This is a genomic window from Hafnia sp. HMSC23F03, from assembly GCF_001816025.1.
Taxonomy (GTDB): domain Bacteria; phylum Pseudomonadota; class Gammaproteobacteria; order Enterobacterales; family Enterobacteriaceae; genus Hafnia; species Hafnia paralvei.
Genome location: NZ_KV824230.1, coordinates 47,644 through 73,159 on the forward strand (window position 1 = coordinate 47,644; position 25,516 = coordinate 73,159).

A 25,516-nucleotide genomic window follows, 5' to 3' on the forward strand; every position below is an offset into this window, starting at 1 on the left:
CGCCTCATCAGTAAGAGCATTCATCGACGATGGCGACGATGGCCAAATCGATGGCATCATTCGGCTCGGCAAAAACACGTCGGGCGCTGGAGCCTGCCGAAAGCAACACCAATTCCCCCTGACCTGCACCGACCGAGTCGACGGCGACTTCATCTGGCGTATTGCTATCAGGTGGAAGCGAGCCGTCACCGGCGACACGGCGTACCAACAGCAGCTTTTTACCGATCAGCGTCGGGGACTTTTGCGTTGAGACGACAGAACCTACCACTCGGGCCAGTTGCATGTTTTACTCCTGCCTTAACAGTTGAATGTGACGGGCTGACAAGGTGTCCTGTGCCAGCGGTGTAACCAGCGTATGGTGATCAATCAATAACCAGCCGGGAGACAGTGCGGCAATATCTCGATAGCTCAATACCTGACCCGCATGCAGCCGTACCGCAACGCCTTGACTGTCGCTGAAACTCAGAGGCAAAGGACGCAATGCCGCTGCGGGTAGCGCAGGTAACAATTGGCGATGCAAACTGATATGAACTTTCATCCCCCACGACCATGCTTCGTGCAGCGCGGCAACGGCCGGACATTGGGTTTCGTCGTGCGCCAACCGGCGGATAAATGCCAGATCCGGCAGCATCAGGTGCAAAGTGGCATGCAATACGAATACCGATGAGTCGAGCCCGGCGCGTAGCTGAGGCAACACCAAGGCGTGAACCCGGCGTTCGCGCTCGACCAACCGCGTGACAATCTGGCTGACCAGTTGTTCGGTTTGCGCCTGAGTGAGATTCATGGCTGCTGTGTCCGTGCTGATGAAGGTAGCAACGTGGCAAAAGCCGCTGGGTCGTCAGCGCCTGCGGCATTGGCTTCATCGGTATCGATGTGCATTTCCAGTTTCATTTGTGGGGAAACCCGAATAGCAACATCGTCTAAGATCAGCCTGCGACCGCTTCCCTGAATGGCGACCTGCACGCAGTCACCGTGTTTGACGCGATAGAGTAGGGCATCCAGTGGTGACATATGGATATGCCGCTGCGCCACAATAACTCCTTGCGGTAATTCCAGTTCACCGTACGGACTGACCAACCGAATAGCGGGGGTTTGGTCCAGATTCCCAGACATACGCAGCGGTGCATTAACACCCAATGTGCGGGCATCGGTACGGGAGATCTCAACCTGACTGTGGCTGCGCAGAGGGCCAAGAATTCGGACGTTTTTTAGGCTGCCCTTGGGGCCAACCAGCGTTACCGTTTGTTCGGCGGCAAATTGACCGGGCTGGAGCAGCGCTTTTTTCTCAATCAGTGGCTGATTGGGAAATAATTGTTGGTAATCCTGCACCGAGAGGTGCAGGTGTCGATTGGAAACCCCAAGCGGGATCGGACGAAGACGCATTTCGTCGAGGATCTTACTGACAACGGGTTCCAGTAACGTTTTTTCCATCAGACTTTTCCTCGTTTAGCCGCGTGGATACAGCGAAAGCGAGGCTCGCCTTTGTGGCGTCGGCAAGCCGGATCTAGACAGAGATTGCAGCTCACACTCAGCGCTGGCGGAGCCTCACCGTGTGTATCCTGTGGTTCCTCACCGATGACGATGTCACTCGTCTCGTCGGTGATGGTATCGACAGGAAGCGGAGCCGCTGTTTCCACTTTTTCAGGTACGCATATTTCAGTGATACCCCTTTCAGCGGCGACCTCATGAGCTGGTTCACGCAAGGTGGTTGGGGCGGTGGCTATCGACTCACGCTGGGGTGCTTGCCAATGCGCCATCAAGGCATCTGCTGGGCGAGCCAATACGGCGCTCGACACTAAACCATGATGTTGTTGGGCAAAGGCGGCACCGGTACTGATTGCCGCCTGAACCGAAGCCACATCACCGGCCAGGCGGATTAACATCCAACCCGATCCGTTGGTTTTTTCTATATCAATCAGGCTGACGGATGCCGCTTTTGCCATGGCATCCGCCGCACCGATCGCCAGCGCTAGACCACTAACTTCAAGTAAACCCAGTGACGTTTTCACGCTGTGCTCCTCTTATTGCCCTTAGGCTGAGGTCGGTAAAATGGCTTCTACATCGCTGTGCGGACGAGGGATCACATGGCAAGACTTCACTTCACCCACCGCGCTGGCAGCCGCAGAACCCGCGTCAACGGCTGCTTTAACTGCGCCAACATCGCCGCGTACCATGACGGTGACCAAGCCGGATCCAATCTTCTCGTAGCCAACTAACTGTACGTTGGCCGATTTGACCATGGCGTCAGCCGCTTCAATTGCCGCGACCAAGCCTTTGGTTTCGACTAATCCCAGTGCATTATTCATATTTCTCTATCCTTCATCGGGGTTGTGGGAATGACTTTTTGGGTGAAAACTTAAACGGTAAACCTTTAACCAAGCGGGCGGCGTTGTTGCCTAGCTGCCGTAATTGGTCTGCGTCTTGCCCCCATGCCTGCCGAAACAGCGGGCTAGCTGGGGGAAGATTTCGGAAATGCACGATGATTTCGTCGGCAGAACAGGCCAGCCCAACCAATAACGGCGAGCGGGTGGCTGCCTGCCAAGCACGTTGAACTGCATCGCCGTCATCGTCTTGCTGGCATTGCCAAGGAATGCCTTCTTCCTCAATCCCTAACAAGACTTGATGCCAAATCGCCTCGGGCGTTGATGAGGTGAGGCTAATAACAATGGCTGGCGCATCGTTGGGGAAGTTCATCGGCCACTCTCCCGCTGATAAGCCAGAATCAATCCGGTGGCGACCGCGTTACGCGGGCCTTCGATGGCGCGGATATTGCCGCGACCGGCCACCAACTTGTAGTGGGAGAGGGCGTCGGTCACTAATTGTGGAATTTCAAAGTCCAGCGATGACCCACCGACCAAAACCACGAAGGGGATATCGCGAATATTACCGGTCGGACTGACCTGCCGTAGTGCGCGCAGGGCATTGGTAACGAATACCCGCTCTTTGGCTGAGCGGCGGATATTGCGCACTTTTTCCAGCGCATAATTCCCGGGTAGCGGCACGAGTCCTTCAGGTTTTACCACCACCAATCGAGCAAAAACCTCTGGCGGTAGCGGCTGTGGGAAGAACTGAACGCTGCCGTCTTCGTGGCGCAGATGGAACAGACTTTCCACTTTGGCTAAAGGGTATTTCTTGATGTCTTCGGCCAAGTATCGGTCTTGGAGATCGAGCTCAGACGCCACTATCATCGTGACCATGTCGCCAGCACCGGCCAGATGCGTCGCGACGATTTGACCTTGCGCATTGATGATGGAGGCATCGGTAGAGCCAGCCCCGAGATCGAGAATGGCTAGCGGCCGACGCGTCCCTGGTGTGGTTAGCGCACCGAGTATCGCCGCTTCGGCTTCTGCCCCCCCGACCTGCACATCAATATTCAGTGTCTTTTCAATTTCGCTGGCAATATGCGCCATTTGCAGGCGGTCAGATTTCACCATGGAGGCAATACCCACCGCCTGTTCGAGCGAGAATTCACCTGCCAGACCACCAATGACATTGACCGGTACCGCGGTGTCCACCGCCAGCAAATCCTGAATAAAGATTTCATTGGCTGGTTTGTTGGTCAGCTCTGCCATGGTGTGACGCACGTGCTCAAGCATGCCGCCAATATTGGTGCCGGCCTCGCCACTCACGTTGTCCAGATGCCGGAAGCTGTTCACCGCCGTCATAATGGTCTCCGCACCGGTTGCGACATCCACTCGCACAGTGCGTCCGTCAGCAAATAACTCCAGATGTCCGGCTGGAATAGAACGGGCTTTAACATCGCCAGCGGGGGTTTTCACCACGACCGCAGATCGAGTGCCAATCAATGCGCGAGCCACTGGCACGATGTTTTTGGTTTCTTCTGCGCTGAGTTCGAAAACCGTGGCAATGCCATAAGGATTCGATAGGGTTTCTATCACCTGACCTGGCATGGCAACTTCAACCGCTGCCAGCATGCCCATAGGGATACGGTCGATATGCAGCACTTCGTCGACGATGGGCAGTGGTTGCGTGAGGCGGTTGCTCACCAACACACCATCATCACGTTGCAGGATAATCGCCGTAATGCGGTATCCTGCGCCGTTGGCGGCATTGACCACGGCAGCGACATCGGCAAAATCCACGGCGGACGGTACGACCAGAATATAAGGCTGGGTCGGATCACGAGTGACCAGTTCATCTATAGTGATGGTCAGCCCAACGCCCAATCCCAGTCCACCGGGCGTCTTGGGGTTATGGCCGATCATGGTGGATTCAGTAATGATGGTTTCCGTGATGGTTTCCATCGCCACGTCACCAATGACGGGGGTCGCTTCGTTAATACGGATCAGGCTGATATCGCTCAGGGCGATCCCCGCTTTTTCCACCAACAGGTTCAGCGCCTTATTGATGCCGAAAATGTTGCGTTGCGTCCCTTTGATACCGGTAGTCTCCGTCAGCGCGCTGGCAACAAATTGCAATTGACCGTCAGCTGCAATTTGCGCTAATGCCACTTCCGTTGATGAGTTGCCAATATCCACGCCTGCTATATACCGATGCCGACCCATATTTCCTGCCTTAAGTTGCTGATAGTAATCCCCTCATTTCTTGTTGAGGGGGGAAGGGCTGCATGTCTTGGAGAGTGGGCGGATTACCGCGCTACGACCCCAACGACATATCTCCCTCCGTGCGATATCGCCAAATTAATCGTCGCCTTTGAGCTTTTTGCGCTGAACATACAAAACAGCGGCCTCTCGCACGAAGGCGGCACAGATGGTCGCGTGGTAGGTCTGTTCTAAGTCATCGGCGATAGCATTCAGCTCTTCTTTACTGGAGCGGTATGGACGCAGGGCGTTGTAGATATCCAGCACCTTGTCATCGGGCACCGCGGTCAGCTCAGCGGCGCGTTCAAAGTTCATCGCCAGCAGAGGACGCCCTGCATCTTTGGCAATTGATGCCTGAATGCGCAGGATTTCAGGCGTAATGCGCAAATCCTGTGAGGTGACGCTGCCGTTCAACACGTTCGCCAGCGTGAGGTCATCTAACGTTTTATTGGTTGCGGTTTTCACCCAGTCGGGGTGTTTATTCGCCAGAGGATAATCAGAGACTTTGGCGTCACTACGCGAACTGGCTGCTGGAGCAGAACCTGCCGCGGGTGTTTGGCCTTGCAAGCTGTTCATCTTGCTCAGCACATCGCGAACCATGGATTCAATAGCTTCGGAATTCATCGTGTTTTCCTTTGTTAAAGCGCCACCTGGAGTTCCTGAGGATTCTTACCAGTCACCACATATTTGGTTTCTTTGATGTGCAGAATCGCAGATTTGGCCTGATACTTTGGCCGAGCCATTTGGTCATTCAGGGTTGGAACCGGCTGTGGTGATTCTCGCTTGGCATAGCGCGCGGCGTTTTTACCAATCAGACGGTATGTCTCTAGGGTCAACAGGGGAGCCTGTGGAAACAGCTCAAGGTTAGAGAGCGGAGGCAAACCGCGTTGATGAATGACCGTGGTACCTTTTGACTGGATGCCAATAGATATCCCCGAACCGCTCAGGCGGTTGCCTTCTACCGCAACAAAGGCCACATCAGAGGATTTAAAGCAGCGGATAACCCGCGCCTTGATGCCTTCCTCTTCGATACCCGCAATTAATTCACGCAGAATATTTTTGTGTGGTATGCCAACGATATTGGCGGTTTGCGACAGGCCAAAAGCGGGGCCGACGGCAATGATGACTTCGTCCTGCTGGGTGCCGGGACGCGCTTCACCAACCTCAGTGAGAAAATCCCCTGATGCAACGGCGGTAGCAGCTGGCGCAGGTTGGTTCTCTTGCTTAAAGGAGACGGTATTCTGGTCTCCTTGCACTTCCTGCAATACGCTTTCAATAATTTGGCGTAGCAGTTTTTCGTTAATATCCACCATTTCGTGAACCCCTTAGCCAAGCTCATTCGGATCAAGCGCGTTTGGAATATTTTTAATTTCTTCCCAACGTGCACCTTCCAGCCGGTAACCGGTCGCTGGTCCTGCATAGTCATTGACGTCATTCACCGCGGACAGCACTTGGTTGTTGCCTTTGATGATGGCCGAGGTATGCAGGTAGTCACCGGCAATCTTGGCTTTCTGGATGTTCAGCATGTCTTGCGCCACATCCTCAAAGCCGCCTTGTGCCAACGCTTTCACCACTTCCAAACCGGTGCGGTTCTTGCTGATGATTTCCTGAGCGAACTTAATGTCTTCAACGATGTTGCGTTCTGGCATGTCTTTGGAGCCGTGAGCGTAGGTCGCGGCAATCACTTCTTCGTCGGTGATAGGCGGAAGCCCCATTCCAGCAAATACGGATTGCAGTGCGCGGGCGGCTTTATTACGAATCGCGACCACATCAGCTTCCAGTACGGGACGCAGGCCACCATCCACTTTCAGATCGCGCTGTAGCACGTTGTAATCATCAAAATCTTCGGCATCTTCGTTGGAGCCAGCGAACATGTTGTCGTAGTTAGGCACCGCTGAATAACCGGAGGAGATGAAGTCAGTGCCCGGCAGGAATTGCATCAGCAAGCGAGCGGTACGACGCATATCCGAATGGGTAAAGGTTTGGTCGTTACTGGATGCGCATTCTAAATCCAGCGCTGAACAAATCAGGTTTTCCGCCAAAATGGCACGAATGCCTGATGGCACTGCGGAAGGGACACCGACGCAGCTCACGGAGCCGTTTTGTAATCCCTGAACCCCTGCGGCTTTGGTGATATAAATACAGCGCGCTTCCAGATACAGCATGGATTTCCCTTCGGCGTAGCCCATCTGGACTTCGGAGCCTGAGCCGGAGGTGAAGCGCATTTTCAAACCACGTGATGCATAAGACGAAGCGAGGAAACCTTTAGACCATGGCGTGTCATCGCCATCGGTAAAGACGGGTTCAGTTCCATACACCGAAATGGTTTCTGCGTAACAGGTGTGGCCCAGCATCCCCAGCTTCAGTTCGGTGGCTTCTTCTAGAGAACACTGTGTCAGAACGCCAGGGCGACCGACTTGGGAACCCACGAGCAGTGCAATCGCATTGAATGGCGCATAGCGAGCCACGGCTACGGTGGTTTCTTGCTCATCAAAACCGCGGAATGCGCCTTCAGCGGCATCGGCGGCAATTTGTACAGGGTTGTCTTTGACGTTAGTAACGTGAGCCTGCTGTGACGGCGTGCGGCGGGCGCGCATTTTCTGCATCGACATCATCATTTCAACCACGTTCATGTGGGAGACGACTTCGACGATTTTGGCCGGTGTCATGGCGGTGGTCAGTGGCACAATGGTGCGGCGTGACACATTGGGATCACACAGCATATTGGCGAGTTTGACGGAATCCATCTGCATCACTTCTTCCGCACGCTCCAGATTAATGCCGTAGCGGGCGATGAAGTGGTCGATCAGGTCAAAACTGCTTTGCGGCTTGCCGTCGAGCTCGGTTACGACACCGTTGACGATCTTGATGGATGGTTTCGGATCGTTCGGGCTTTCCATGGCAATAAAGCCTTCCTCGATCCATTCTTTGACAAAACCGTCCTGATTAACGGGGCGTTTCGCCAATGCTTCAAATCTTTTCGATTTCATGAAACAGCCTCACTGTGGCATCAGATGTAAGAAGGGCGGTCGTTTTTCGGTTCAGAACCCAAGGTTGCTAATACCGTTTTGCCGATCTCACGGGCAGAAATGACTGCCTGACGCACTGCGCCAGAGTCGCCGGAGATAACCAGAATGACTTCGTTACTAAAGCTGGTGCCCTGTGCGGGTGAGCTGTAAGCCACTACGTCAACGTTGGCTGATTTCACGGCGGTGTCGGCCATCAACACGCCAATCGAGGCAGGCGCGCCAACAATCACGCCACAAGAGCGCCCCAGCGGTGCGCCAAAGGCTTTTTCCAGTGCGTGGCTAGCGCGAGCGCTGTATTGCAGCTCAATGTGGCCCGCTTCATTGGCGTAAACGTCGCCAAAGGTTCGGTCTAACTCTTTCAATGCCACTTCAACCGCGCGTTTCACATCCGAAACGTCATCGCCACCAAAGATAATCAGCGAGCCATGACCCGCGCCGCCTTTGGTATCGCGAGGTAATTCAATGCTGACCACTTCGGTATTGGTGGCTTTTACGGCTTCATCCGCCGCCATAATGTGTGGCCCCGCGCCGGTGCGAGCGCCCAAAATACCGATCGAGCGATAGCGTTTTTCCAGCTTCATTGCGTCCAGTAGGGCGCTGTCTACGTTGGCGATAACCAGTCCGACCGTGTCGCCGATGGCGGTACCAACAAATTCCGTTAAACTGCAAGCTTTCTCAGCCATAGCCGTATCTCGTTGTTTATAGGATGGTTGTATCGAAGACGCCGGAGCGTGTTCGCTGACTTTTGCTATCACCTGCGCCATGATTTGATCGACCAGGTCATTGCTGTTCATTGGCTATTTCCCTTTGGCAAAAATTTCTCGACGTCGGTGTGAGGGCGCGGGATCACATGAGTTGATTTCACTTCACCCACGTTGGCGGCGGCAATGGCGCCTGCATCTGTGGCCGCTTTCACGGCGCCGACGTCACCACGTACGATTACGGTGACCAAGCCAGAGCCAATTTTTTCATAGCCCACCAATGTCACATTGGCCGATTTCACCATGGTGTCAGCGGCCTCAATGGCGGCGGTCAAACCTTTGGTTTCCACCATTCCTAGTGCTTCTTGTTGCATAAGTACCTCGACGGAATATCAGATGCCGTGTTCTGGCTTGAATTGTCATATTCATAAATAACGTGTCAGGTTCGTGCTGAGAGTGAATATACAAACAAGCAATGGAAAAGAATGGTTGTGTTGAATTTACTGGTGGGAATGATTAGCGACGAAATAACAAATTATTGCTGTGATTTTTTTTAACTAATTGTTTTTGTAGCATGTTCGCTAGAGTTTAAGTGGTAATAATTGGTTATGAGAACTTCATAATTACAATTTAGTTCGTGACACGGGATATTCTTTTTGGTAATTGCGCGCGATAAACAAACACACACATATAAATATGCGAGCGAGTTCACACCAAAAGAGAATTTGTGAGCGTACTTACAATAACGAAAAGAATAAATGACAAGAAAATCACATTATTTCATTAATGTGTAGGTTGCTTATTTACAGGATTTTAATGGTTTTTTTCACAGTGCGAGGACAATAATTTGTTATTTGAACTCTATTTTTTGTTTGATTCATCGTGAATCACGACAACACTTTCATTTTCGGCCTCTTTATAGTGGTGGCGTCAAGGAGCGTGCATTACTGAACACAACCTATTTATCATAATAACTTCTAACAGGGTAATCCTATGAACGACTCGCTCAAAGCTCAATGTATTGCAGAATTCCTTGGCACCGGGCTGTTTTTGTTTTTTGGTATTAGCTGTCTGGCGGCAATGAAAGTGGCCGGTGCCAGTTTTGGTTTGTGGGAAATTTGTATCGTGTGGGGGTTTGGGATTTCACTGGCCGTCTATCTGACCGCTGGGATTTCTGGGGCTCATCTTAATCCTGCTATTACTATTGCTCTGTGGCTGTTTGCCTGTTTCCCTGCGCGGAAAGTCCTTCCCTACAGCATTGCGCAAATCGCAGGGGCGTTTGGCGGCGCAGCGCTGTCTTACATGATGTATCACAACTTATTTACTGATTTTGAAGCCGCGCATCAGATGGTTCGCGGTAGTGTGGATAGCCTGCAACTGGCCAGTATTTTCAGTACTTTTCCCGCATCGGCTATCAGTGTCTGGCAGGCCGCATTTGTTGAAATCGTTATCACCTCAATTCTGATGGGGCTGATTATGGCGCTGACCGATGATGGCAACGGTGTGCCACGCGGCGCATTAGGTCCACTCTTGATCGGTATTTTGGTAGCGGTGATTGGTGCGGCAACAGGGCCATTAACCGGCTTTGCGATGAATCCAGCTCGCGATTTTGGCCCTAAACTATTTACATTTTTTGCCGGTTGGGGAAACATCGCGATGACCGGTGGGCGGGATATTCCTTACTTCATCATTCCAATCGTGGCGCCTATCATTGGTGCCTGTCTCGGTGCTGCAATCTATCGCTTCTTGATTTGCAACAATCTGCCTTGTAATGCCTGTAAGTTAGAGGATTAGAACACCACTCATTAACCATGTTTCCTCATCTTGGTTTTATGAAACGGGATGAGGAAATTTCGTGATCTACGCTAGTTAATGGACGGATTATAGTCCTCTGTTGATTATGGCTCTGGTAAGGTGAACGTTAGCTGACTCCATTTCATGGAAGTGTACACCTTCATTGAGAAATCGTTTCCACACCATGGATAGGAATAACAATCTAGCAAAGCAGAAACATATTATTCATTACAGGGATTATACGCAGTAATAAACGAAATTTAATAACAATAAATTAAAATTAACTGAGAGGTTTTATCATGATTTCTGCCAGTTCTCTAAACTCAGAGCTCATAAATAAAATCGCGCAGGATTTTGCCCAAGCAACCGGGCTGGCTGTGGTCGTGGTGAATATTCACGGTGAAGAGATTTCCGATCTGTTCAATTTCACGCCGTTTTGTCAGATGATGCGCCAAGACCCCGTTAACCATCTCCGTTGTCGTATGAGCGATCGTTGTGGTGGCTTTGAGGCGTCAAAATCCAATGAACCTTGTATCTATCGCTGCCACGCCGGACTAACGGATTTCTCAATCCCGCTGGTGATTGCAGGCCATTTGGTGGGGTTTGTTTTATGTGGTCAGGTGCGATTGCACTCTGATGTTTATCTGATTGATATTCTTAATGTTGATAATAAGTGGCAACAGGATCCGGCGCTGATGGATGAGTTCCAGAATGTGCCTATGATGGATTTTTCTCGCGTCATTGCTTCGGCAGATTTGCTGAAGTTGATTGTGGAGAACTGCCTCAAGAAGCATCTGAATTTCGTGGTTATCAACGATAATAAAGACAGCAAAGAGCCGGGTAGGATACGTCCTGTTCATCCCAATGACAGCAAAATCAAGAAGGCATTGCGCTACATCGATACTCATCTTTCGGAAGAGCTGCGTTTGGAGGATGTGGCTGCAAGCGTGTATCTCAGCCCTTATTACTTCAGCAAATTATTTAAAAAATATCAGGGAATTGGTTTTAATGCTTGGGTCAATCAGCAACGGATGATCAATGCGAAAGAGATGCTGCAACACAGTGATTGGAGTATTGCCAGTATTGCCAAAAATTTGGGATTTTCACAGACCAGCTATTTTTGCAAAGTGTTCCGTCAGGCCTATAACGTGACGCCACAGGTATTTCGTTCAATATCTTCTGAACGCCGGGGAATAGAGTGATCGCCGTTGTTCATATATCAATGTGTCATGTGATTCACACAGGTAACGCTATTTTAAAGATTAAATAAAGAGTAGAAGCGCAAAAAATAAATAATGACAAGTTTTTACTATTTTTTGATGGCGTAAACATTCCCCTAATTGTTTGTTTTTAATATGTCATTGCTAGTATTGATAGCAAATATTTGTTGTGGTGCAGCAAGAAATTCACGCTAAAAAAACGAAGTAGACCATTTATTACGATCGCAGAGGTGTATATTCACTTTTAACGCTGCGATCAATCCATCAATGATTAATTGCCAGATTACAATAATGAAAATCAAAGTGTGAGTCATACGACAAAAAAAGAAATGAATAACAGAGTCTACTGAAATAGATAAAGGTAGTGACTGAAATGGTTATGTCGTGGCCTTGAATAAAAGACACGATTGGGAAGGGGGTGAGAATCCCCCGCAGCCCCCGCTGCTGTGATGCTGACGAACCCGCCGAGACCACTGATCTAACAGGATTGGGAAGGTGACGGGAGAGAATGACGCTAAGCCAGAAGACCTGCCATATCAGTAAAAACGTTTCAACTCCTTCGGTGGGAAGCGGGTTGTCATCAGATGCGCGCAGCGGTGTCGTTGCGTAAATGCATCTCTATGACCCTGCCTATCCCGCTAGAAATGGCGGGATTTTTTTATGCAAAATTCAGACAAACAAGCATTTATTCACATAGGAACTGGCCGTAGGCGCGGCAACCGCTTATGCCGTTCGCCGATGACTCAGCGAGTTCCCGTACAGGAAATGAACCGCGTCGCCGAGCGTGTAATAGCTGGTGGTTATCCTGTCGATACGCCGGTTGCCGTGGTGTACAAGGCGGCATGGGCGGAAAGCCGAACGGTACGCGGCACCCTGGACAATATCGCCGAATTGGTTCATCAGGCGGCGATCCATAAAACCGCTCTGATATTAGTGGGGGGATTTCTCGGCGATGAATATCACTATTCCAAACTCTATGATGCGGAGGTCAGACATGAATATCGTTAAGCCTGAATCCATCGCGCTATTTTGTCTCACTCCCGGCGGAGTGCGGCTGGCGCGGCGTTTGAAAGCCCATTTACCGCTGAGTTGTTTTACCAGCGACAAGCTGATGGAGCCGGGCTTTTTACCGTTTAACGGCAGCTTTGGCGATACCCTGCGCGAGGCATTTAAGCAGTATTCGGCGCTGGTGGTTGTCGGGGCTATTGGCCTGACCGTAAGGGGCATCGCGCCGCTGGTGAATGACAAAATGACGGATCCTGCGGTAGTCGTTATTGATGAGCGAGGGCAACACGTCATCAGCCTGTTGTCGGGACATGTGGGAGGTGCCAATGCGCTAACCCGCTACTTGGCAGGCCTTATAGGTGCAGATCCGGTGATAACGACCGCCACGGACGTTAACCAGATGGCGGCGCTGGATACGCTGGCAACCCAGTTGGATGCTGAAATGCATGATTTCCGCCACGCAGCCAAAGTGGTTAATCAAATGTTGGTCAGCAGTCAAAAAGTGGGACTGTGGTGGGATGCCTCTCTGCTGGCGGAACGTGAGCGCTGTGATACCCGAGGGTTTGTTCTTGTTGAGTCCTTGGATGCGCTGCCGCAGTTGGACGCCTTAGTGTGTATTTCTATGCGCGATAGCCTACCGCTGCCCACCGAGCAATGCGCGTCATTTCCCGTTTATAAGCTGGTGCCACGCCGCGTCGTCGCGGGCATTGGCTGCCTTCGTGCGACTTCGCTGCAAATGCTGGTTGAATTGCTACAACGGCAAATGGCAGAGAATCACTTCGATATTATGGCATTGCGCGCGATTGGCAGCGTCGTCGTCAAAAAAGATCGGCCTGTACTGCACCAATTAGCTGAGTGTTGGCGGGTACCGTTTGAACTGTTCAGCGTTGGCGAACTGAACCGACATGAACAACGTTGCTCTGCTTCTGTCCGCCAAACGGTGGAGGATAGCGGTGTTTCAAAACCAGTCGCTTGGCTGATGAGTGACGGTCAATTGGTCGGCAATACGCTGCGTCAGCAGGGCGTCACGATCACGTTGGGGGTATCGCACTAGTGTTAATCGTGATTAGGCGAGCGTCTCTGTAGCAGGGGGCATACAGCGTGTTGGCAATCTTTCAAAGAGATATCGCGTTGCATGCATTCGATAACTGGGCTGTTTGGCAGCCAGTAACACGGGGTTAACTACATGCAAACACTGTCATCGATTTTGCGCACTATCGTGCCGTTGGATAGCAGAGCAATGGCGCGCGCTAAAATACGTCTGGACGGTTTGCTAAAGCCGCCGGGCAGTTTGGGACGCTTGGAGCAGTTAGCGATTCAGCTAGCGGGAATGCGGGGATTGTATGGTCATCACGTTGATCGTAAACAAATCATCGTGATGGCGGCTGACCACGGCGTATACGATGAGGGCGTGGCGGTTTCCCCGCGCGAAGTGACGGTAGTTCAAGCATTGAATATGGTGAAGGGGATAACCGGGGTTTGTGTTTTGGCGGCGAATGCAGGTGCAGAAGTGAAAATTGTCGATGTGGGGATCGACAGTGAAACATTACCCGGCGTGCTCGATATGAAGGTGGCGCGTGGCAGTGGCAATATCGCCTGCGAAGCGGCAATGACCCGCCAGCAAGCAGAGGATCTGCTGTTTGCCAGCGCCAAGCTGACATTACAACAGGCGGCCGACGGCGTGAAAGTGTTTGGCGTGGGTGAATTAGGCATGGCCAATACTACGCCAGCGGCGGCGATGGTGAGCGTGTTTACCGACAGCGATCCCCAATTGGTGGTGGGTATTGGGGCGAATTTCCCCAGCGAGCAGCTCCATCACAAAGTGGCAGTGGTGCGTCGCGCCATTGAAACGAATCAACCGGATGGCAGTGACGGCATTGATGTGTTGGCGAAAGTCGGTGGCTTTGATTTGGTGGGCATGACGGGAGTGATGCTCGGTGCGGCAGCCGCAGGTTTGCCAGTGGTGTTGGATGGTTTTCTCTCCTATGCCTCGGCGTTGGCCGCTTGCCGTATTGCTCCTAGCGTACGTGATTATCTGATTCCATCGCATCTGTCGGCAGAAAAAGGGGCGGTTATTGCGCTGGAACACCTGCAACTTGAGCCTTATTTACACATGGAGATGCGGCTAGGTGAGGGGAGTGGCGCGGCGCTCGCCATGAATTTAGTCGATGCGGCCTGTGCCATGTATAACAATATGGGATTGTTGGCGGAGAGTAATATAGAACTGCCAACGCCGAACGTTTGATGTCGTTTGAGTAAGCGCAGCGACGGAGGTTGAAAATTGTGATCTGCTTGAGTTTATGTTGCTACGTTTAGATGCGTGAAGGTGATGCCATCAATATTATTTAGCACCCCTGATTGCCCTTATTTTGCTGGCTCATTAATTTGCCGATGTTTGACCGACACTTTTTTGCCTGAAGCGGCTATTTATGAATAAGGCTCATAAGGCCATGTTCCCTGACTGCCTTAACCTGATCTTTTCGAGACGCTATGCTGTATGAGGTGTCATCAGGGGAGAGTCAATAGCTGAAAATGACTTGCCAGAAACTGGTGGCTATATCTGTAGAAGAGGAATAAAAATGAAAGACGTCATTGTTGTTATTGGTAGTGGCTCGATTGCTCAGGCCATTGCGCGACGTGTTAGCGTTGGAAAACATATTCTTCTGGCTGATATCAAAACAGAGAACGCCCATCAGGCTGAAAATACGCTCTCTCGAGCCGGTTTTGAGGTAAGCACGACGACTGTCGACGTGAGTTCTCGTCAGTCGGTGCAGACGCTGGTGAGCACAGCATGTGCGTTAGGTGACATTAAAGGCGTTATTCATACGGCAGGGCTTTCACCTTCTCAAGCCAAAGCACAGGATCTCATTCGCGTTGATCTCTACGGCAGCGCCGTGCTGTTTGAGGAATTTGGTAAGGTTATTGCGACAGGTGGGTCCTGCGTTGTGATTGGCTCACAGTCTAGTCATCGTTTAGACGTTGATGCTCTAACACAAGCTCAGGCTGATGCATTAGCAACGTTACCGCCGGAAGAGCTGCTTGAATTGCCGCTGGTGAAAGACATTGAAGACAGCTTATATGCTTATCAGATTTCCAAACGCTGCAATGCGCTGCGTGTGATGTCAGAAGCGGTGAAATGGGGCAAACGTGGTGCGCGAATTAACTGCATCAGCGCCGGTATCGTCTTTACGCCGCTGGCCTATGACGAGCTTAACAGCGCAGAGCGTGGCGCGTTTTATCGCAATATGCTGGATAAATCTCCGGCAGGTCGGGGCGGTACGCCGGATGAAATTGGCGCGCTGGCAGAGTTTCTGTTTGGCCCTAATGGCACCTATGTGACCGGCAGCGACCTACTAATTGATGGCGGCGCAACGGCGTCTTATAAATATGGTGAATTACGCCCGTAGTAATACGCCCTGATTTCCTCACGACGTGATGATAACCTCGTTAAATCATGACGTTACATTTCCTGTTTGGAGATTCACCGATGACTTTAAATGTGAAAGGCTATGCCGCTTTCGGAGCGAAAGAAGATTTAGTGCCACATAACTTTGTCCGTCGTGATCCACGCGATAATGATGTAGTTATCGAGATTTTATACAGTGGCGTTTGCCACTCAGATATCCATAACGCTTTTAATGATTGGGGTGGTGCAAAATACCCGATGGTACCGGGGCATGAAATCATTGGCCGTGTCATTCAGGTCGGGAAGGCCGTCACCAAATTCCGCGTGGGCGACTATGCCGGTGTCGGCTGTATGGTGGATTCCTGTCAGCATTGTAAACCTTGTGAGCAGGGGCTGGAGCAGTACTGTGAAGAGGGGAATACATTAACCTATAACGATGTTGACAGACATGACCTTATGCCAACCTATGGCGGTTATTCCGACAAGATCGTTGTCACCGAAAAATTTGTTATCAAAGTTCCTGATACTCTGGATTTAAAGGGGGCGGCACCGCTGCTATGTGCCGGTATTACAACATGGTCACCGCTGCGTCACTGGAATGTTGGCCCCGGCAGTAAAGTGGCTGTGGTCGGTTTAGGTGGCCTGGGGCATATGGCGATTAAATTAGCGAAAGCACTTGGCGCAGAAGTCACATTATTCAGTCGTTCGCCGAATAAAGAGGCCGATGCCCGCCGTCTGGGGGCTACGCATATTGTTATTTCAACTGATGAAAAGCAGATGCAGGGGGCGCATAACCAGTTTGATTTGATTATCGATACGGTACCTTATGTTCATGATCTGAACCCCTATATTCCCACGCTGGCGCTGAGTGGAACACTAGTGCTTGTAGGATATCTGGGGGATTTGAACCCAATGCTAAATAGTACCCCGCTGATCTTAGGGCGAAAATCTGTGGCTGGGTCAGTCATCGGTGGGATTGCAGAAACACAGGAAATGATTGATTTCTGCGCGGAACATCAGATCACATCAGATATTGAGTTGATCAATATTCAGGATATTAATACCGCCTGGCAGCGGATGCTGAAAAGTGATGTTAAATATCGCTTCGTGATTGATGTCGCATCGCTCCAGTCGTGATGAAAAAGGCGGCATATTCTACCGCCTTTTTTTATGATTTTGGTAAGTCGGTGTAATCTACTCTGAATCCAATGCTTATCCCACGGTAATCTGCGGGGGGATGGTTTTCGCCATGCGCTATGCCAACTACCGCTACGTACGACACGTTCTGTACCACCGTCGGGGCCTTGCGGATTGTGTTCTGGGCTTTGAGCATAATAGCAGGTACTGTAATAATCGCTGACCCATTCCAAGGTATTACCATAAATATCATGCAACCCCTAGGGTAGGGGTTTGGTTTTTTTCGTACCCAAGGGGTGTGTGCCACCAGAAACAAAATTTTCTCCATGCAGGCATAATTATCTAACGTAGGTGAAGGACTAGCTTACTTTATTGAATTTAATTATCTATGCCCTTTGATAAGGGCGTAATACGTTGTCAATCATAATGGGGCATGCGCATTGGAGCACGATGTGCATATCTAGCAAGTGATCCATGTCCGCTTTGAGCGAAGAGCGGACATCTGCATTGGTTTCTCGGTTCTCGGTGTGTGAGTTAGCGGGGGAACCGTTAAATATGAGCACCGTTAGCTACTGAGAATAACTAACGGCGATGTGGCTTTAGCATTAAGAGATATGTCGTGCGGACTCTAGGATTCTACGATTTCTTTTTCCCCAATTTCAATATTATTGATTTTATCTTTAACCGCTTCTTCGATATCTTTAACTAGCTGTTCACGTGTATTAATAATATCAGCTTGAGTGTCCTTTGATACAAAAACACGAATAAAGAATTTAACATAGTGATAGGGTTGAAGTGCTTCATTACAATCACGCAGTTCGTTTATTTTATACTTACCGTCAATTTCTTTTTTAATTATTTTAGCTTTGCTATCCTCAATGTCTTTGAAGTTATCCTCGATCTGAAAGTCAAGAGTCCATTCATTTCCAATGTCAGCTTCTTTGAGAATGGACTCGATTTTTTTAGATATTTCTCCTTTGTGCCCCTTGAGTGGATTATCTGAAAGTTTAATATTAGAAAATGTGTGTTTTTTTTCATATATTTTTTTCCACACATTTCTCTCAACAATATCATTAATTATTGTTTGTGAAGCGTTATTTAATTGGTTTTTAAGCGTATGCTCTAAAAATTTCTTGTCTGGATTGTTTATATAAAAATCTCTCATTAAATCAATGAGTTTACCTTCGGAGTCTAAAGGGATAACATTAACAGAGTCTTGTCCAGAACACGCTTTCTTAAGCATAGCAGATAGCGCGCGATTAGTTTTATGGAAATAAACTTGGCTATAAAGACCACTTCTTGCATTGGCAAACTCTAGTATTGAATCCATACCACTTTCTTTGTATGCCAAGTAAACACTATTTTTAAATATTACTGGGATAAATGACATTAGCAATCGCCCATAATCATAAATCCCATACTTAACGCCTGAGAAGTAGCTATCTCTCAGTAAGTAGTCCATTCTATCTGCATCTATAGGTGAAGATGATATAATCGATCCCAATAAAGGATATATATCTGGCCCTTTCATTTTATTTTCAAATTTATAATTTTTTTCAACGATTTTTATAATACTATCTGAGTTGATTTTCTTTATGTTATCTTTGTAAGTCTTGTCACCATCTGATTCTCTTTCAGCTTCACGCTTCAATTCATCAATTATATGCTTAATAAAAATACAAGATACTTGTTCGTGACTTAATTTTCCGTCCTCGCTAGCAGCTAGCGATATGATGTTATCATATTCATGAGTGTTTTCAGCGTTGCATTTTTCTTTTAATTTCTTTATATCTATTGCAAAACTATCGAACTGGTGGGCTAGGGGGCCATGTCCAACATCATGTAGCAAAGCTGCAATACGCAGTTCTTGAATAAGGCTTGATGGCATTTGTTTAATCTTTAAATAGAGGTCAACGTCCTCATTTTTACGATGATAAATCCATGCATTCAAATCTAAATTTTTCAATATTTCATACGATAAATGCATCACTCCAACTGAGTGCTCAAAACGAGAGTGCATTGCAGAAGGAAATACTTTATATAAAAATGTGTTCTGCCTAATATCTCTTAGTCTTTGAAACAAAGGATGGTCAATTATTTTTTTTCAAGTTTAGTTATTCGAATGACTCCATGTATGGGATCTAGAAATTTCCCGAGAAGCAGATCTTCAAAGTTCTCAGTTTTGTCTTTTTCCGTCATGTTTTTTTCCTTTTTTGTTTATGTATAATGCTTAATTTAAATAGTATTGATGCTTATAGTTTCAGTGTGTTATTTAATAATCGATATATTATGAAATATAATATCAATATTGTTTTATATATTCAATTGGCCTGTGAACTTGGTTTATGATTCGCACTGATGGGATAAAGCGCCTAAGGTTTAAACTGCGCCCACGATCCGTGATATTCAAACTAATATGGAATCATTGTTGTGTAATTAGGTTTGTTTATTGGGGGTGAGAGGAAAGAAGTGAGGAGACAAAAAACAACCGTTTAATATTGAAAATGAAGCAGAGTTTTTTATTGAGATGATATCGGTTGATCAAGGAGGGGCCGATATTCACGACCACAGACCATGGATCTTCATATCGGAATCAGCACTTAAATGGATTGTTTCGGAAACTACCGGAGCATTGCCTATTCAGTCGTGATACTGGCAGATAATTTTATGTGACATTGAGGTTATTGAGAGACTCACTAACGAAAAAGTTGATACCCATGAATGTTCATATCGTCCCTGTAATGTTGAATATCAGTGATGAACAGGGCTGGGACGTAATAGTTCGGTCATAAAGTGGTATGGGAATATGCATTTAAAAAATGTAATGGTGTTTATATTTAATTGATTGATATCAATATTTCAATAACTAATTACCTTGAATATCTACAATGTTGGATATTATACTAATGCGTAATGAATTCCTTTTTAAAATAGACTAATAAAATGAATTTTGTTTTTTTTATTTCTGCTGGGCAATTGAAAACAAAGAAAGGGAAAAGTGTTTCTAATCAGAGAAATATGTACCTCAACTATGGACTTCTCTCTTTAGCCACTGTCGTAAATAATGCGGGCTATAATTCTTTGGTTTTTCATGGCGACTTCACAACGCCAGCCGAATTCTTTGATATATTGATTTCGAAGGGGGTGTTAAAAACACAGCATCCTATTTATATATCTATACCAAGTTACTACGCTTTAACGTGGACACAACAGCTTACTTCCCTCATAAGGCAGAAAATAAATAATAAAATCATCATCGGAGGCCGCTGGGTAATCGATGGTGATGAAGATAGCTTAAAGGCTGAACTCCCGTATGCAGATGAGATAATCACAGGTCTAGGTGAGAATAAAATTCTTACAACCATTAAAAATATAGTGGATAATAACGATTATAGCCATCACCCTCTTAATTATGCATTGCTAAATGATCGCCAGTATTATCAACCAAGCATTGAGGTTTCCAGAGGATGCGGCAAAGGTTGCGATTTTTGCCAAGAAAGGAATGAGCCATTAAAAGAGTTAAAATCACCAGAATTGATTTTAAAAGAATATGACGAGCTATTGCTTGAAGATGATTTTAGAGCGATGACTCCTTATTTTGAAGCCTCCCTGTTTGCGCCTACCGAAGAATGGTTGAAAAAACTCATAAACGTCCGCGAAAAACATCAAAAATTTTTCCTTTGGCGAGCTGAATGCCGGGTTGATTCCCTGCCAAAGAGGATAATTCCTTTGATGGCCGAAGCTGGAATGAGCGTAATAGATCTTGGCCTAGAGAGTGCCAGCCTAGAGCAGTTACGCAAGATGAATAAATCACCAAGGCCTGAAAATTATTTAGAACGAGCGTCCAGTCTGTTGAAGCTTTGTCATGAACATAAAATCAAAACCAAAGTGAATATCATGTTTTATGCGGGGGAGAATGAAGCCACCATAGCTGAAACTCGCAATTGGTTAGACGTACACAGGGAATATATTTATGGTGTTTCGTGCGGTGTGGTATCTGCATTTGGCTGGGATCACAACAAGCAGAATTTCATTGACGATCTTTGCCAATTTGGTGCTTCTATATGTCATGAAGAGAGTTTTATCGGCGTCACAAATTTTCATCTTAGTGACACATTGACCTATCATCAAGCTGTAGATGAAGCAAAAAAACTTTCTAAAGAGTTTATGACTATGGAGCGGTTTTTTTATTTAAAAGCATTTTCTTACTATCCACGAAACTACACATTTGAGCAATTTCAAGATGAAGTTTCGATTGAACAAGGGAACTATAGTTTTAGGTGTGATTAATCACCGACAGTTTCAATATTCTACTATTGATGGTTGGCTGCGCCTGAAACATTCTTGGGCTATGTACGTCCGCTTCTGGCACAAAGTGGACCTTGGGAAATGAGTTCTATCCTCGTGGTTCACTAGGTGCAGTAAGTTCTACTCGAATCCTGCTACCCATTTGTCCAACATATCCGCCCATTCCTGCATCATCACTTTACGTTCATCAAGATAGGTTGCAGGGTTATATATGCGACGAAACATTGTTGGTATCAGCATGCGCAAGCTGAGCTTCGATAGCATCAGATCGATAGCCCATTTCGTTTAAACGAGTACTGCCTGTAGTTCTGGTAGTATTGCGCATCGGTGAGCATAACGGGGCTCTGTTTATTTATTATACCGATAGTGTACTCACTTAAAATGAAGGTGGAAGAATGTTGTACTCATCCATGTACTCATTTTTGATAGCGTTGTTACGAGATGAATTGAGGCATTGTGAAATGAAAAATCCACGCAATAGCGTGGATTTTATAGTTTTTTGCAAGGCTTATGAGATTCAGCGAAACCTCACGAGACAACAAATTTTATTTAGACGTTGAACAGGAAGTTCATTACGTCGCCATCTTTAACGATGTAGTCTTTGCCTTCTGAACGCATCTTGCCAGCTTCTTTCGCGCCTTGTTCACCTTTGTAAGTGATGAAGTCATCGAAGGAGATGGTTTGAGCGCGGATAAAGCCTTTTTCGAAGTCGGTGTGGATCTTACCCGCTGCCTGTGGGGCGGTTGCGCCGACAGGGATCGTCCATGCACGAACTTCTTTCACGCCAGCGGTGAAGTAAGTTTGCAGATTCAGCAGTTCGTAACCCGCACGGATTACGCGGTTTAGACCTGGCTCTTCCAGACCCAGTTCGGCCATGAATTCATCACGGTCAGCGTCGTCCAATTCAGCGATATCAGATTCAACCGCAGCACACACGGCAACCACGACAGAACCTTCTTTAGCCGCGATTTCACGCACGGTGTCTAAGTATGGGTTGTTTTCGAAACCGTCTTCGTTGACGTTAGCGATGTACATGGTTGGTTTTAGCGTCAGGAAGCTCAGGTAGCGGATCGCCGCTTTGTCTTCGTCAGTTAAATCCAGCGCACGCAGCATACCGGCGTTTTCTAACTGCGGCAGGCATTTTTCGAGCGCAGCCAGTTCGGCTTTTGCGTCTTTATCTCCGCCTTTGGCTTTTTTCTGAACACGATGCATTGCGCGTTCACAGGTGTCTAAGTCAGACAGTGCCAGCTCGGTGTTGATAACATCGATATCTTCAGCAGGATCGACTTTGTTATTCACGTGAATGATGTTGTCGTTTTCAAAACAACGCACAACGTGGCCAATGGCTTCGGTTTCGCGGATGTTCGTCAGGAATTGGTTACCTAGGCCTTCACCTTTGGATGCCCCTTTCACCAGACCTGCAATATCAACGAATTCCATGGTAGTTGGCAGGATACGCTGTGGTTTTACGATCTCAGCCAGTTTATCCAGACGCGGATCAGGCATAGGAACGACGCCGGTGTTCGGTTCAATGGTACAGAACGGGAAGTTTGCTGCTTCGATACCCGCTTTGGTCAGCGCATTGAACAGAGTGGATTTACCAACGTTTGGCAGGCCCACAATACCGCATTTGAATCCCATGTGTTATCACCTTAACTTATTGAATATCAACAGCTATATTTTAGCATGTCGAAGAAATTAGAAATTATCCGCCAATTATACACGCAAAGTGCCTTTTTCTCGAATCATCCCGCGTTAAAAGGCGCGTGGGGTAATCAGCAAGGGGTTGCTTTGAAACCATTCATGCGAGCCATTGCGCGATCGATACCTTCTTTCAGCAGCACCTCGGTGCAGCGCAGTGCTTCGTCGATAGCGTCATCGATCAGCGGCTGTTCGCTGGCTAAAGGTTTACCCAGCACAAAGCCGACAACCTTGTTTTTATCGCCCGGATGACCAATGCCAATGCGTAGGCGGTAAAAGTTTGGGTTATTACCCAGTTTGCTCTGAATGTCTTTTAGCCCATTGTGCCCGCCGTTACCGCCGCCCAGTTTTAATTTGGCAACGCCCGGAGGAAGGTCAAGTTCGTCGTGGGCAACCAAAATCTCATCGGGCTGGATGCGATAGAACGTGGCTAAGGCCGCAACCGCTTTGCCGCTTAAGTTCATAAACGTGGTTGGCACCAGCAGACGTACATCATTACCCGCTAGGTTGAGGCGTGCGGTATAGCCATAAAACTTGCTTTCTTCTTTCAGTGACTGGCCGTTGCGCTCAGCCAGTGCATCGACGAACCACGCGCCTGCGTTATGACGGGTTTGCGCGTACTCCGCGCCAGGATTAGCAAGGCCGACAATTAGTTTGATAGTCACGTTCAGTTCCACGTATCAGAGAAGAAATTCAGCCGCGCATTTTACCCCTATGGGGCGGGAATGCAAAAACTAGGCGCTAAGGTTAGCGCAGAGATAAAAGAAGATAATGAATTGGACAAATAATAAGCTAGCTATACACTTTGAAGTGTTAAGGTTTATGTAAAAATAACGTAAAGAAAAATAAGTGAAAAAGCACAAATTGTGATGTATGGCGCAATAACCATACGCGATATGAGTCTATACTTTAAGCATAAGGAAAGATTGAACGCCATCAGGCGTAACACATTAAGTGTTTTAACTTGAGGAGGTGATATATGAAACGTAAAACTGCCATGAGGCTCGGTAACGTTTTTATGGGGTTAGGCCTAATCACCATGGTGGGAGGCGTAGGTTACTCTGTGCTCGCCCAGTTGCCTCAGCTTAATCTACCTCAGTTTCTTTCTCACGGTGCCGTAATGAGTATCTTCGTTGGGGCGCTGTTATGGCTGGTTGGTGCACGTGTCGGTGGTCATGAACGTGTTGCCGATCGTTACTGGTGGGTTCGCCACTTTGATAAACGCTGTAATCGTAATACTCGTCATTCTTAACCTTTCACAAACGGTTGTGTTAAATAATAAGATCGTGTTTAAGAACAAGTTAGTTATTAAGGTTTAGTACTTACAGTCATTGATATTAAAACGATTTAAATTAAAACGCCGCAATGCTTTCGCAACGCGGCGTTTTTTTGTTTGCGTTCTACCCAGTACAAACAAAAAACGGCGGATTGCTCCGCCGTTTTGCTGCATGTTGAACGAGTTTCTTAGTGTTCGAACATTGCAGAGATAGATTCTTCATTGCTGATACGGCGGATAGCTTCAGCCAACATACCAGACAGCGTCAGGGTACGAACTTTCTTCAGCGCCTTGATTTCGTCAGACAGAGGGATGGTATCGCAGACGATGATTTCATCAATAACAGAGTTTTTGATGTTGTCGATCGCGTTGCCGGAGAAGATAGGGTGGGTTGCGTAGGCAAACACGCGTTTTGCACCACGTTCTTTCAGTGCTTCAGCGGCTTTACACAAGGTGCCACCGGTATCGATCATGTCGTCAACCAGTACGCAGTCACGACCCGCAACGTCACCAATAATATGCATCACCTGAGAAACGTTAGCGCGAGGGCGGCGTTTATCGATAATAGCCATATCAGTATCGTTGAGCAGCTTAGCGATTGCGCGAGCACGAACCACGCCACCGATGTCTGGTGAAACCACGATTGGGTTTTCCAGATTCTGTTGCAGCATATCTTCCAGCAGGATCGGGCTACCGAATACGTTGTCTACCGGCACGTCGAAGAAGCCTTGAATCTGTTCAGCATGCAGGTCCACGGTAAGAACGCGGTCAACACCTACGCTTGACAAGAAGTCAGCCACCACTTTCGCAGTGATTGGCACACGAGCAGAACGCACACGGCGATCCTGACGGGCATAGCCAAAGTAAGGAATAACGGCGGTAATGCGGCCTGCGGAAGCGCGGCGCAGCGCGTCAACCATAACAACCAGTTCCATCAGGTTATCGTTGGTTGGTGCACAGGTGGACTGGATGATGAAAATATCACCACCGCGTACATTTTCGTTGATTTGTACGCTCACTTCGCCGTCGCTAAAACGACCTACAGCGGCGTCACCAAGGCTGGTGTACAAACGGTTGGCAATACGTTGTGCTAGTTCCGGGGTAGCGTTACCAGCAAAAAGCTTCATATCAGGCACGAGAAGAACCTCAGGCTTGCGTCCAGAGAAGTTGGTAGTACAGACACGTTAAACAGGGGGCGGTGATAGCGTGTTGCATTACCCTACGGGTGTTTCAGAACTCAAATATCCCTCGTTGTTAAGGCTGTTTGCGTTAGCGACAGTCTCAATGACGGTGAATATGTCTAAGTTCTCTTCATTTGCCAAACAAGACAAATGGCCGAGTCAAAACGTGGCTACTTGCGCTAAATTGTGCTCATAG

The 25,516-nt window shown here is 48.1% G+C and carries 25 protein-coding genes, 2 pseudogenes and 1 riboswitch; of the genes and pseudogenes, 9 read left to right on the forward strand and 18 right to left on the reverse strand.

Translation table 11 applies throughout. From position 1 onward, the window contains the following. Positions 1-7: 7 nt before the first annotated feature. The 12 genes from HMPREF3091_RS11355 to pduA form a co-directional block, all read right to left on the reverse strand. Entirely contained in the window at positions 8-283 is a 276-nt protein-coding gene (locus tag HMPREF3091_RS11355; RefSeq protein WP_008813238.1) for a EutN/CcmL family microcompartment protein, read from the reverse strand. A gap of 3 nt (positions 284-286) precedes the next feature. Next, positions 287-784, reverse strand: coding sequence for a microcompartment protein PduM (gene pduM / locus HMPREF3091_RS11360; protein ID WP_070715956.1), 498 nt, complete (start codon positions 782-784; stop codon positions 287-289). After that, positions 781-1,431: a phosphate propanoyltransferase gene (locus HMPREF3091_RS11365; protein WP_004090428.1), complete on the reverse strand. Its 651-nt coding sequence runs from the start codon at positions 1,429-1,431 to the stop codon at positions 781-783. Before HMPREF3091_RS11365 ends, pduM begins: the two co-directional genes overlap by 4 nt. Continuing rightward, positions 1,431-2,009 carry a BMC domain-containing protein gene (locus HMPREF3091_RS11370; RefSeq protein ID WP_070715957.1) on the reverse strand — a complete coding sequence of 193 codons (579 nt, stop codon included), beginning with the start codon at positions 2,007-2,009 and terminating at the stop codon, positions 1,431-1,433. The genes HMPREF3091_RS11365 and HMPREF3091_RS11370 overlap by 1 nt, the downstream gene beginning before the upstream one ends. Positions 2,010-2,030: 21 nt before the next feature. Further along, positions 2,031-2,306, reverse strand: coding sequence for a propanediol utilization microcompartment protein PduJ (pduJ, locus tag HMPREF3091_RS11375; RefSeq protein WP_004090424.1), 276 nt, complete (start codon positions 2,304-2,306; stop codon positions 2,031-2,033). A 13-nt stretch (positions 2,307-2,319) separates the two neighbouring features. Continuing rightward, positions 2,320-2,694 carry a glycerol dehydratase reactivase beta/small subunit family protein gene (locus tag HMPREF3091_RS11380; RefSeq protein WP_004090413.1) on the reverse strand — a complete coding sequence of 125 codons (375 nt, stop codon included), beginning with the start codon at positions 2,692-2,694 and terminating at the stop codon, positions 2,320-2,322. Continuing rightward, a complete protein-coding gene (locus HMPREF3091_RS11385) occupies positions 2,691-4,526 on the reverse strand; it encodes a diol dehydratase reactivase subunit alpha (protein WP_070715959.1) in 1,836 nt (611 codons plus the stop codon). The genes HMPREF3091_RS11380 and HMPREF3091_RS11385 overlap by 4 nt, the downstream gene beginning before the upstream one ends. 135 nt (positions 4,527-4,661) lie before the next feature. Next, positions 4,662-5,186, reverse strand: a complete 525-nt coding sequence (pduE, locus tag HMPREF3091_RS11390; RefSeq protein ID WP_070715961.1) for a propanediol dehydratase small subunit PduE — start codon at positions 5,184-5,186, stop codon at positions 4,662-4,664. A 14-nt stretch (positions 5,187-5,200) separates the two neighbouring features. Continuing rightward, the gene (locus tag HMPREF3091_RS11395) at positions 5,201-5,872 is read right to left on the reverse strand and encodes a propanediol/glycerol family dehydratase medium subunit (protein ID WP_167510560.1); all 672 of its coding nucleotides are present in this window, start codon (positions 5,870-5,872) and stop codon (positions 5,201-5,203) included. Positions 5,873-5,887: 15 nt separating this feature from the next. Beyond that, positions 5,888-7,552 (reverse strand): propanediol dehydratase large subunit PduC, encoded by a 1,665-nt coding sequence (gene pduC / locus HMPREF3091_RS11400; protein ID WP_004090403.1) that lies wholly within the window; start codon positions 7,550-7,552, stop codon positions 5,888-5,890. A 20-nt stretch (positions 7,553-7,572) separates the two neighbouring features. Next, on the reverse strand, positions 7,573-8,385 hold the full coding sequence (pduB, locus tag HMPREF3091_RS11405; RefSeq protein ID WP_070715963.1) for a propanediol utilization microcompartment protein PduB: 813 nt from the start codon (positions 8,383-8,385) through the stop codon (positions 7,573-7,575). Continuing rightward, on the reverse strand, positions 8,382-8,666 hold the full coding sequence (pduA, locus tag HMPREF3091_RS11410; RefSeq protein ID WP_004090398.1) for a propanediol utilization microcompartment protein PduA: 285 nt from the start codon (positions 8,664-8,666) through the stop codon (positions 8,382-8,384). Before pduA ends, pduB begins: the two co-directional genes overlap by 4 nt. 619 nt (positions 8,667-9,285) lie before the next feature. On the opposite strand from pduA, the gene pduF reads away from it, so the two are divergent. From pduF to HMPREF3091_RS11445, 7 genes and pseudogenes are all read left to right on the forward strand, one after another. After that, positions 9,286-10,086, forward strand: coding sequence for a propanediol diffusion facilitator PduF (gene pduF, locus HMPREF3091_RS11415; protein ID WP_004090396.1), 801 nt, complete (start codon positions 9,286-9,288; stop codon positions 10,084-10,086). A 299-nt stretch (positions 10,087-10,385) separates the two neighbouring features. Beyond that, on the forward strand, positions 10,386-11,288 hold the full coding sequence (locus HMPREF3091_RS11420) for a transcriptional regulator PocR (protein WP_070715964.1): 903 nt from the start codon (positions 10,386-10,388) through the stop codon (positions 11,286-11,288). 375 nt (positions 11,289-11,663) lie between these two features. Next, positions 11,664-11,857: riboswitch (cobalamin riboswitch) on the forward strand. A 205-nt stretch (positions 11,858-12,062) separates the two neighbouring features. Then, positions 12,063-12,314: pseudogene (gene cbiF / locus HMPREF3091_RS11425) on the forward strand (cobalt-precorrin-4 C(11)-methyltransferase); the annotation flags it as partial. Next, positions 12,301-13,365, forward strand: a complete 1,065-nt coding sequence (gene cbiG / locus HMPREF3091_RS11430; protein WP_070715967.1) for a cobalt-precorrin 5A hydrolase — start codon at positions 12,301-12,303, stop codon at positions 13,363-13,365. The pseudogene cbiF and the gene cbiG, both read left to right, overlap by 14 nt. A gap of 132 nt (positions 13,366-13,497) precedes the next feature. Continuing rightward, entirely contained in the window at positions 13,498-14,556 is a 1,059-nt protein-coding gene (cobT, locus tag HMPREF3091_RS11435) for a nicotinate-nucleotide--dimethylbenzimidazole phosphoribosyltransferase (RefSeq protein WP_070715969.1), read from the forward strand. Positions 14,557-14,890: 334 nt separating this feature from the next. Beyond that, positions 14,891-15,718 (forward strand): SDR family oxidoreductase, encoded by an 828-nt coding sequence (locus tag HMPREF3091_RS11440; protein ID WP_070715971.1) that lies wholly within the window; start codon positions 14,891-14,893, stop codon positions 15,716-15,718. An 80-nt stretch (positions 15,719-15,798) separates the two neighbouring features. Then, on the forward strand, positions 15,799-16,854 hold the full coding sequence (locus HMPREF3091_RS11445; RefSeq protein ID WP_070715973.1) for an NAD(P)-dependent alcohol dehydrogenase: 1,056 nt from the start codon (positions 15,799-15,801) through the stop codon (positions 16,852-16,854). On the opposite strand, the gene HMPREF3091_RS23070 is transcribed toward HMPREF3091_RS11445, so the two are convergent. Both HMPREF3091_RS23070 and HMPREF3091_RS22215 read right to left on the reverse strand, forming a co-directional pair. Then, entirely contained in the window at positions 16,767-17,111 is a 345-nt protein-coding gene (locus tag HMPREF3091_RS23070; RefSeq protein ID WP_139146212.1) for an SUMF1/EgtB/PvdO family nonheme iron enzyme, read from the reverse strand. The genes HMPREF3091_RS11445 and HMPREF3091_RS23070 overlap by 88 nt on opposite strands. Positions 17,112-17,482: 371 nt before the next feature. Then, positions 17,483-18,874, reverse strand: a complete 1,392-nt coding sequence (locus HMPREF3091_RS22215; protein ID WP_168168186.1) for an HD domain-containing protein — start codon at positions 18,872-18,874, stop codon at positions 17,483-17,485. 923 nt (positions 18,875-19,797) lie between these two features. On the opposite strand from HMPREF3091_RS22215, the gene HMPREF3091_RS11465 reads away from it, so the two are divergent. Then, entirely contained in the window at positions 19,798-21,144 is a 1,347-nt protein-coding gene (locus tag HMPREF3091_RS11465) for a B12-binding domain-containing radical SAM protein (protein ID WP_070715974.1), read from the forward strand. A gap of 138 nt (positions 21,145-21,282) precedes the next feature. On the opposite strand, the pseudogene HMPREF3091_RS22220 reads toward HMPREF3091_RS11465, so the two are convergent. From HMPREF3091_RS22220 to pth, 3 genes and pseudogenes are all read right to left on the reverse strand, one after another. Continuing rightward, a pseudogene (locus tag HMPREF3091_RS22220) lies at positions 21,283-21,481 on the reverse strand (tyrosine-type recombinase/integrase); the annotation flags it as partial. Positions 21,482-21,711: 230 nt separating this feature from the next. Continuing rightward, a complete protein-coding gene (ychF, locus tag HMPREF3091_RS11470) occupies positions 21,712-22,803 on the reverse strand; it encodes a redox-regulated ATPase YchF (protein ID WP_004090378.1) in 1,092 nt (363 codons plus the stop codon). A 134-nt stretch (positions 22,804-22,937) separates the two neighbouring features. Then, positions 22,938-23,528, reverse strand: coding sequence for an aminoacyl-tRNA hydrolase (gene pth / locus HMPREF3091_RS11475; RefSeq protein WP_008813268.1), 591 nt, complete (start codon positions 23,526-23,528; stop codon positions 22,938-22,940). Between the two features lie 314 nt (positions 23,529-23,842). Between pth and ychH the strand changes: the two genes are divergently transcribed. Next, complete coding sequence (gene ychH, locus HMPREF3091_RS11480) at positions 23,843-24,115, forward strand: stress-induced protein YchH (RefSeq protein WP_004090367.1); 273 nt, start codon at positions 23,843-23,845, stop codon at positions 24,113-24,115. A gap of 212 nt (positions 24,116-24,327) precedes the next feature. On the opposite strand, the gene prs is transcribed toward ychH, so the two are convergent. Next, positions 24,328-25,275, reverse strand: a complete 948-nt coding sequence (gene prs, locus HMPREF3091_RS11485; protein ID WP_008813270.1) for a ribose-phosphate diphosphokinase — start codon at positions 25,273-25,275, stop codon at positions 24,328-24,330. Positions 25,276-25,516: the final 241 nt, after the last annotated feature.

Coding starts and splice junctions, on each gene's coding strand:
- pduC (WP_004090403.1), bottom strand. CDS start 7,552: ATGAAATCGAAAAGATTTGAAGCATTGGCGAAACGCCCCGTTAATCAG.
- HMPREF3091_RS11465 (WP_070715974.1), top strand. CDS start 19,798: ATGAATTTTGTTTTTTTTATTTCTGCTGGGCAATTGAAAACAAAGAAA.
- HMPREF3091_RS11385 (WP_070715959.1), bottom strand. CDS start 4,526: ATGGGTCGGCATCGGTATATAGCAGGCGTGGATATTGGCAACTCATCA.
- HMPREF3091_RS11445 (WP_070715973.1), top strand. CDS start 15,799: ATGACTTTAAATGTGAAAGGCTATGCCGCTTTCGGAGCGAAAGAAGAT.
- pduB (WP_070715963.1), bottom strand. CDS start 8,385: ATGAACAGCAATGACCTGGTCGATCAAATCATGGCGCAGGTGATAGCA.
- HMPREF3091_RS22215 (WP_168168186.1), bottom strand. CDS start 18,874: ATGCACTCTCGTTTTGAGCACTCAGTTGGAGTGATGCATTTATCGTAT.
- ychF (WP_004090378.1), bottom strand. CDS start 22,803: ATGGGATTCAAATGCGGTATTGTGGGCCTGCCAAACGTTGGTAAATCC.
- pduA (WP_004090398.1), bottom strand. CDS start 8,666: ATGCAACAAGAAGCACTAGGAATGGTGGAAACCAAAGGTTTGACCGCC.
- HMPREF3091_RS11365 (WP_004090428.1), bottom strand. CDS start 1,431: ATGGAAAAAACGTTACTGGAACCCGTTGTCAGTAAGATCCTCGACGAA.
- pduE (WP_070715961.1), bottom strand. CDS start 5,186: ATGAATTCCGAAGCTATTGAATCCATGGTTCGCGATGTGCTGAGCAAG.
- HMPREF3091_RS11355 (WP_008813238.1), bottom strand. CDS start 283: ATGCAACTGGCCCGAGTGGTAGGTTCTGTCGTCTCAACGCAAAAGTCC.
- HMPREF3091_RS11420 (WP_070715964.1), top strand. CDS start 10,386: ATGATTTCTGCCAGTTCTCTAAACTCAGAGCTCATAAATAAAATCGCG.
- HMPREF3091_RS11380 (WP_004090413.1), bottom strand. CDS start 2,694: ATGAACTTCCCCAACGATGCGCCAGCCATTGTTATTAGCCTCACCTCA.
- pduJ (WP_004090424.1), bottom strand. CDS start 2,306: ATGAATAATGCACTGGGATTAGTCGAAACCAAAGGCTTGGTCGCGGCA.
- cbiG (WP_070715967.1), top strand. CDS start 12,301: ATGAATATCGTTAAGCCTGAATCCATCGCGCTATTTTGTCTCACTCCC.
- ychH (WP_004090367.1), top strand. CDS start 23,843: ATGAAACGTAAAACTGCCATGAGGCTCGGTAACGTTTTTATGGGGTTA.
- pduM (WP_070715956.1), bottom strand. CDS start 784: ATGAATCTCACTCAGGCGCAAACCGAACAACTGGTCAGCCAGATTGTC.
- pduF (WP_004090396.1), top strand. CDS start 9,286: ATGAACGACTCGCTCAAAGCTCAATGTATTGCAGAATTCCTTGGCACC.
- cobT (WP_070715969.1), top strand. CDS start 13,498: ATGCAAACACTGTCATCGATTTTGCGCACTATCGTGCCGTTGGATAGC.
- HMPREF3091_RS11440 (WP_070715971.1), top strand. CDS start 14,891: ATGAAAGACGTCATTGTTGTTATTGGTAGTGGCTCGATTGCTCAGGCC.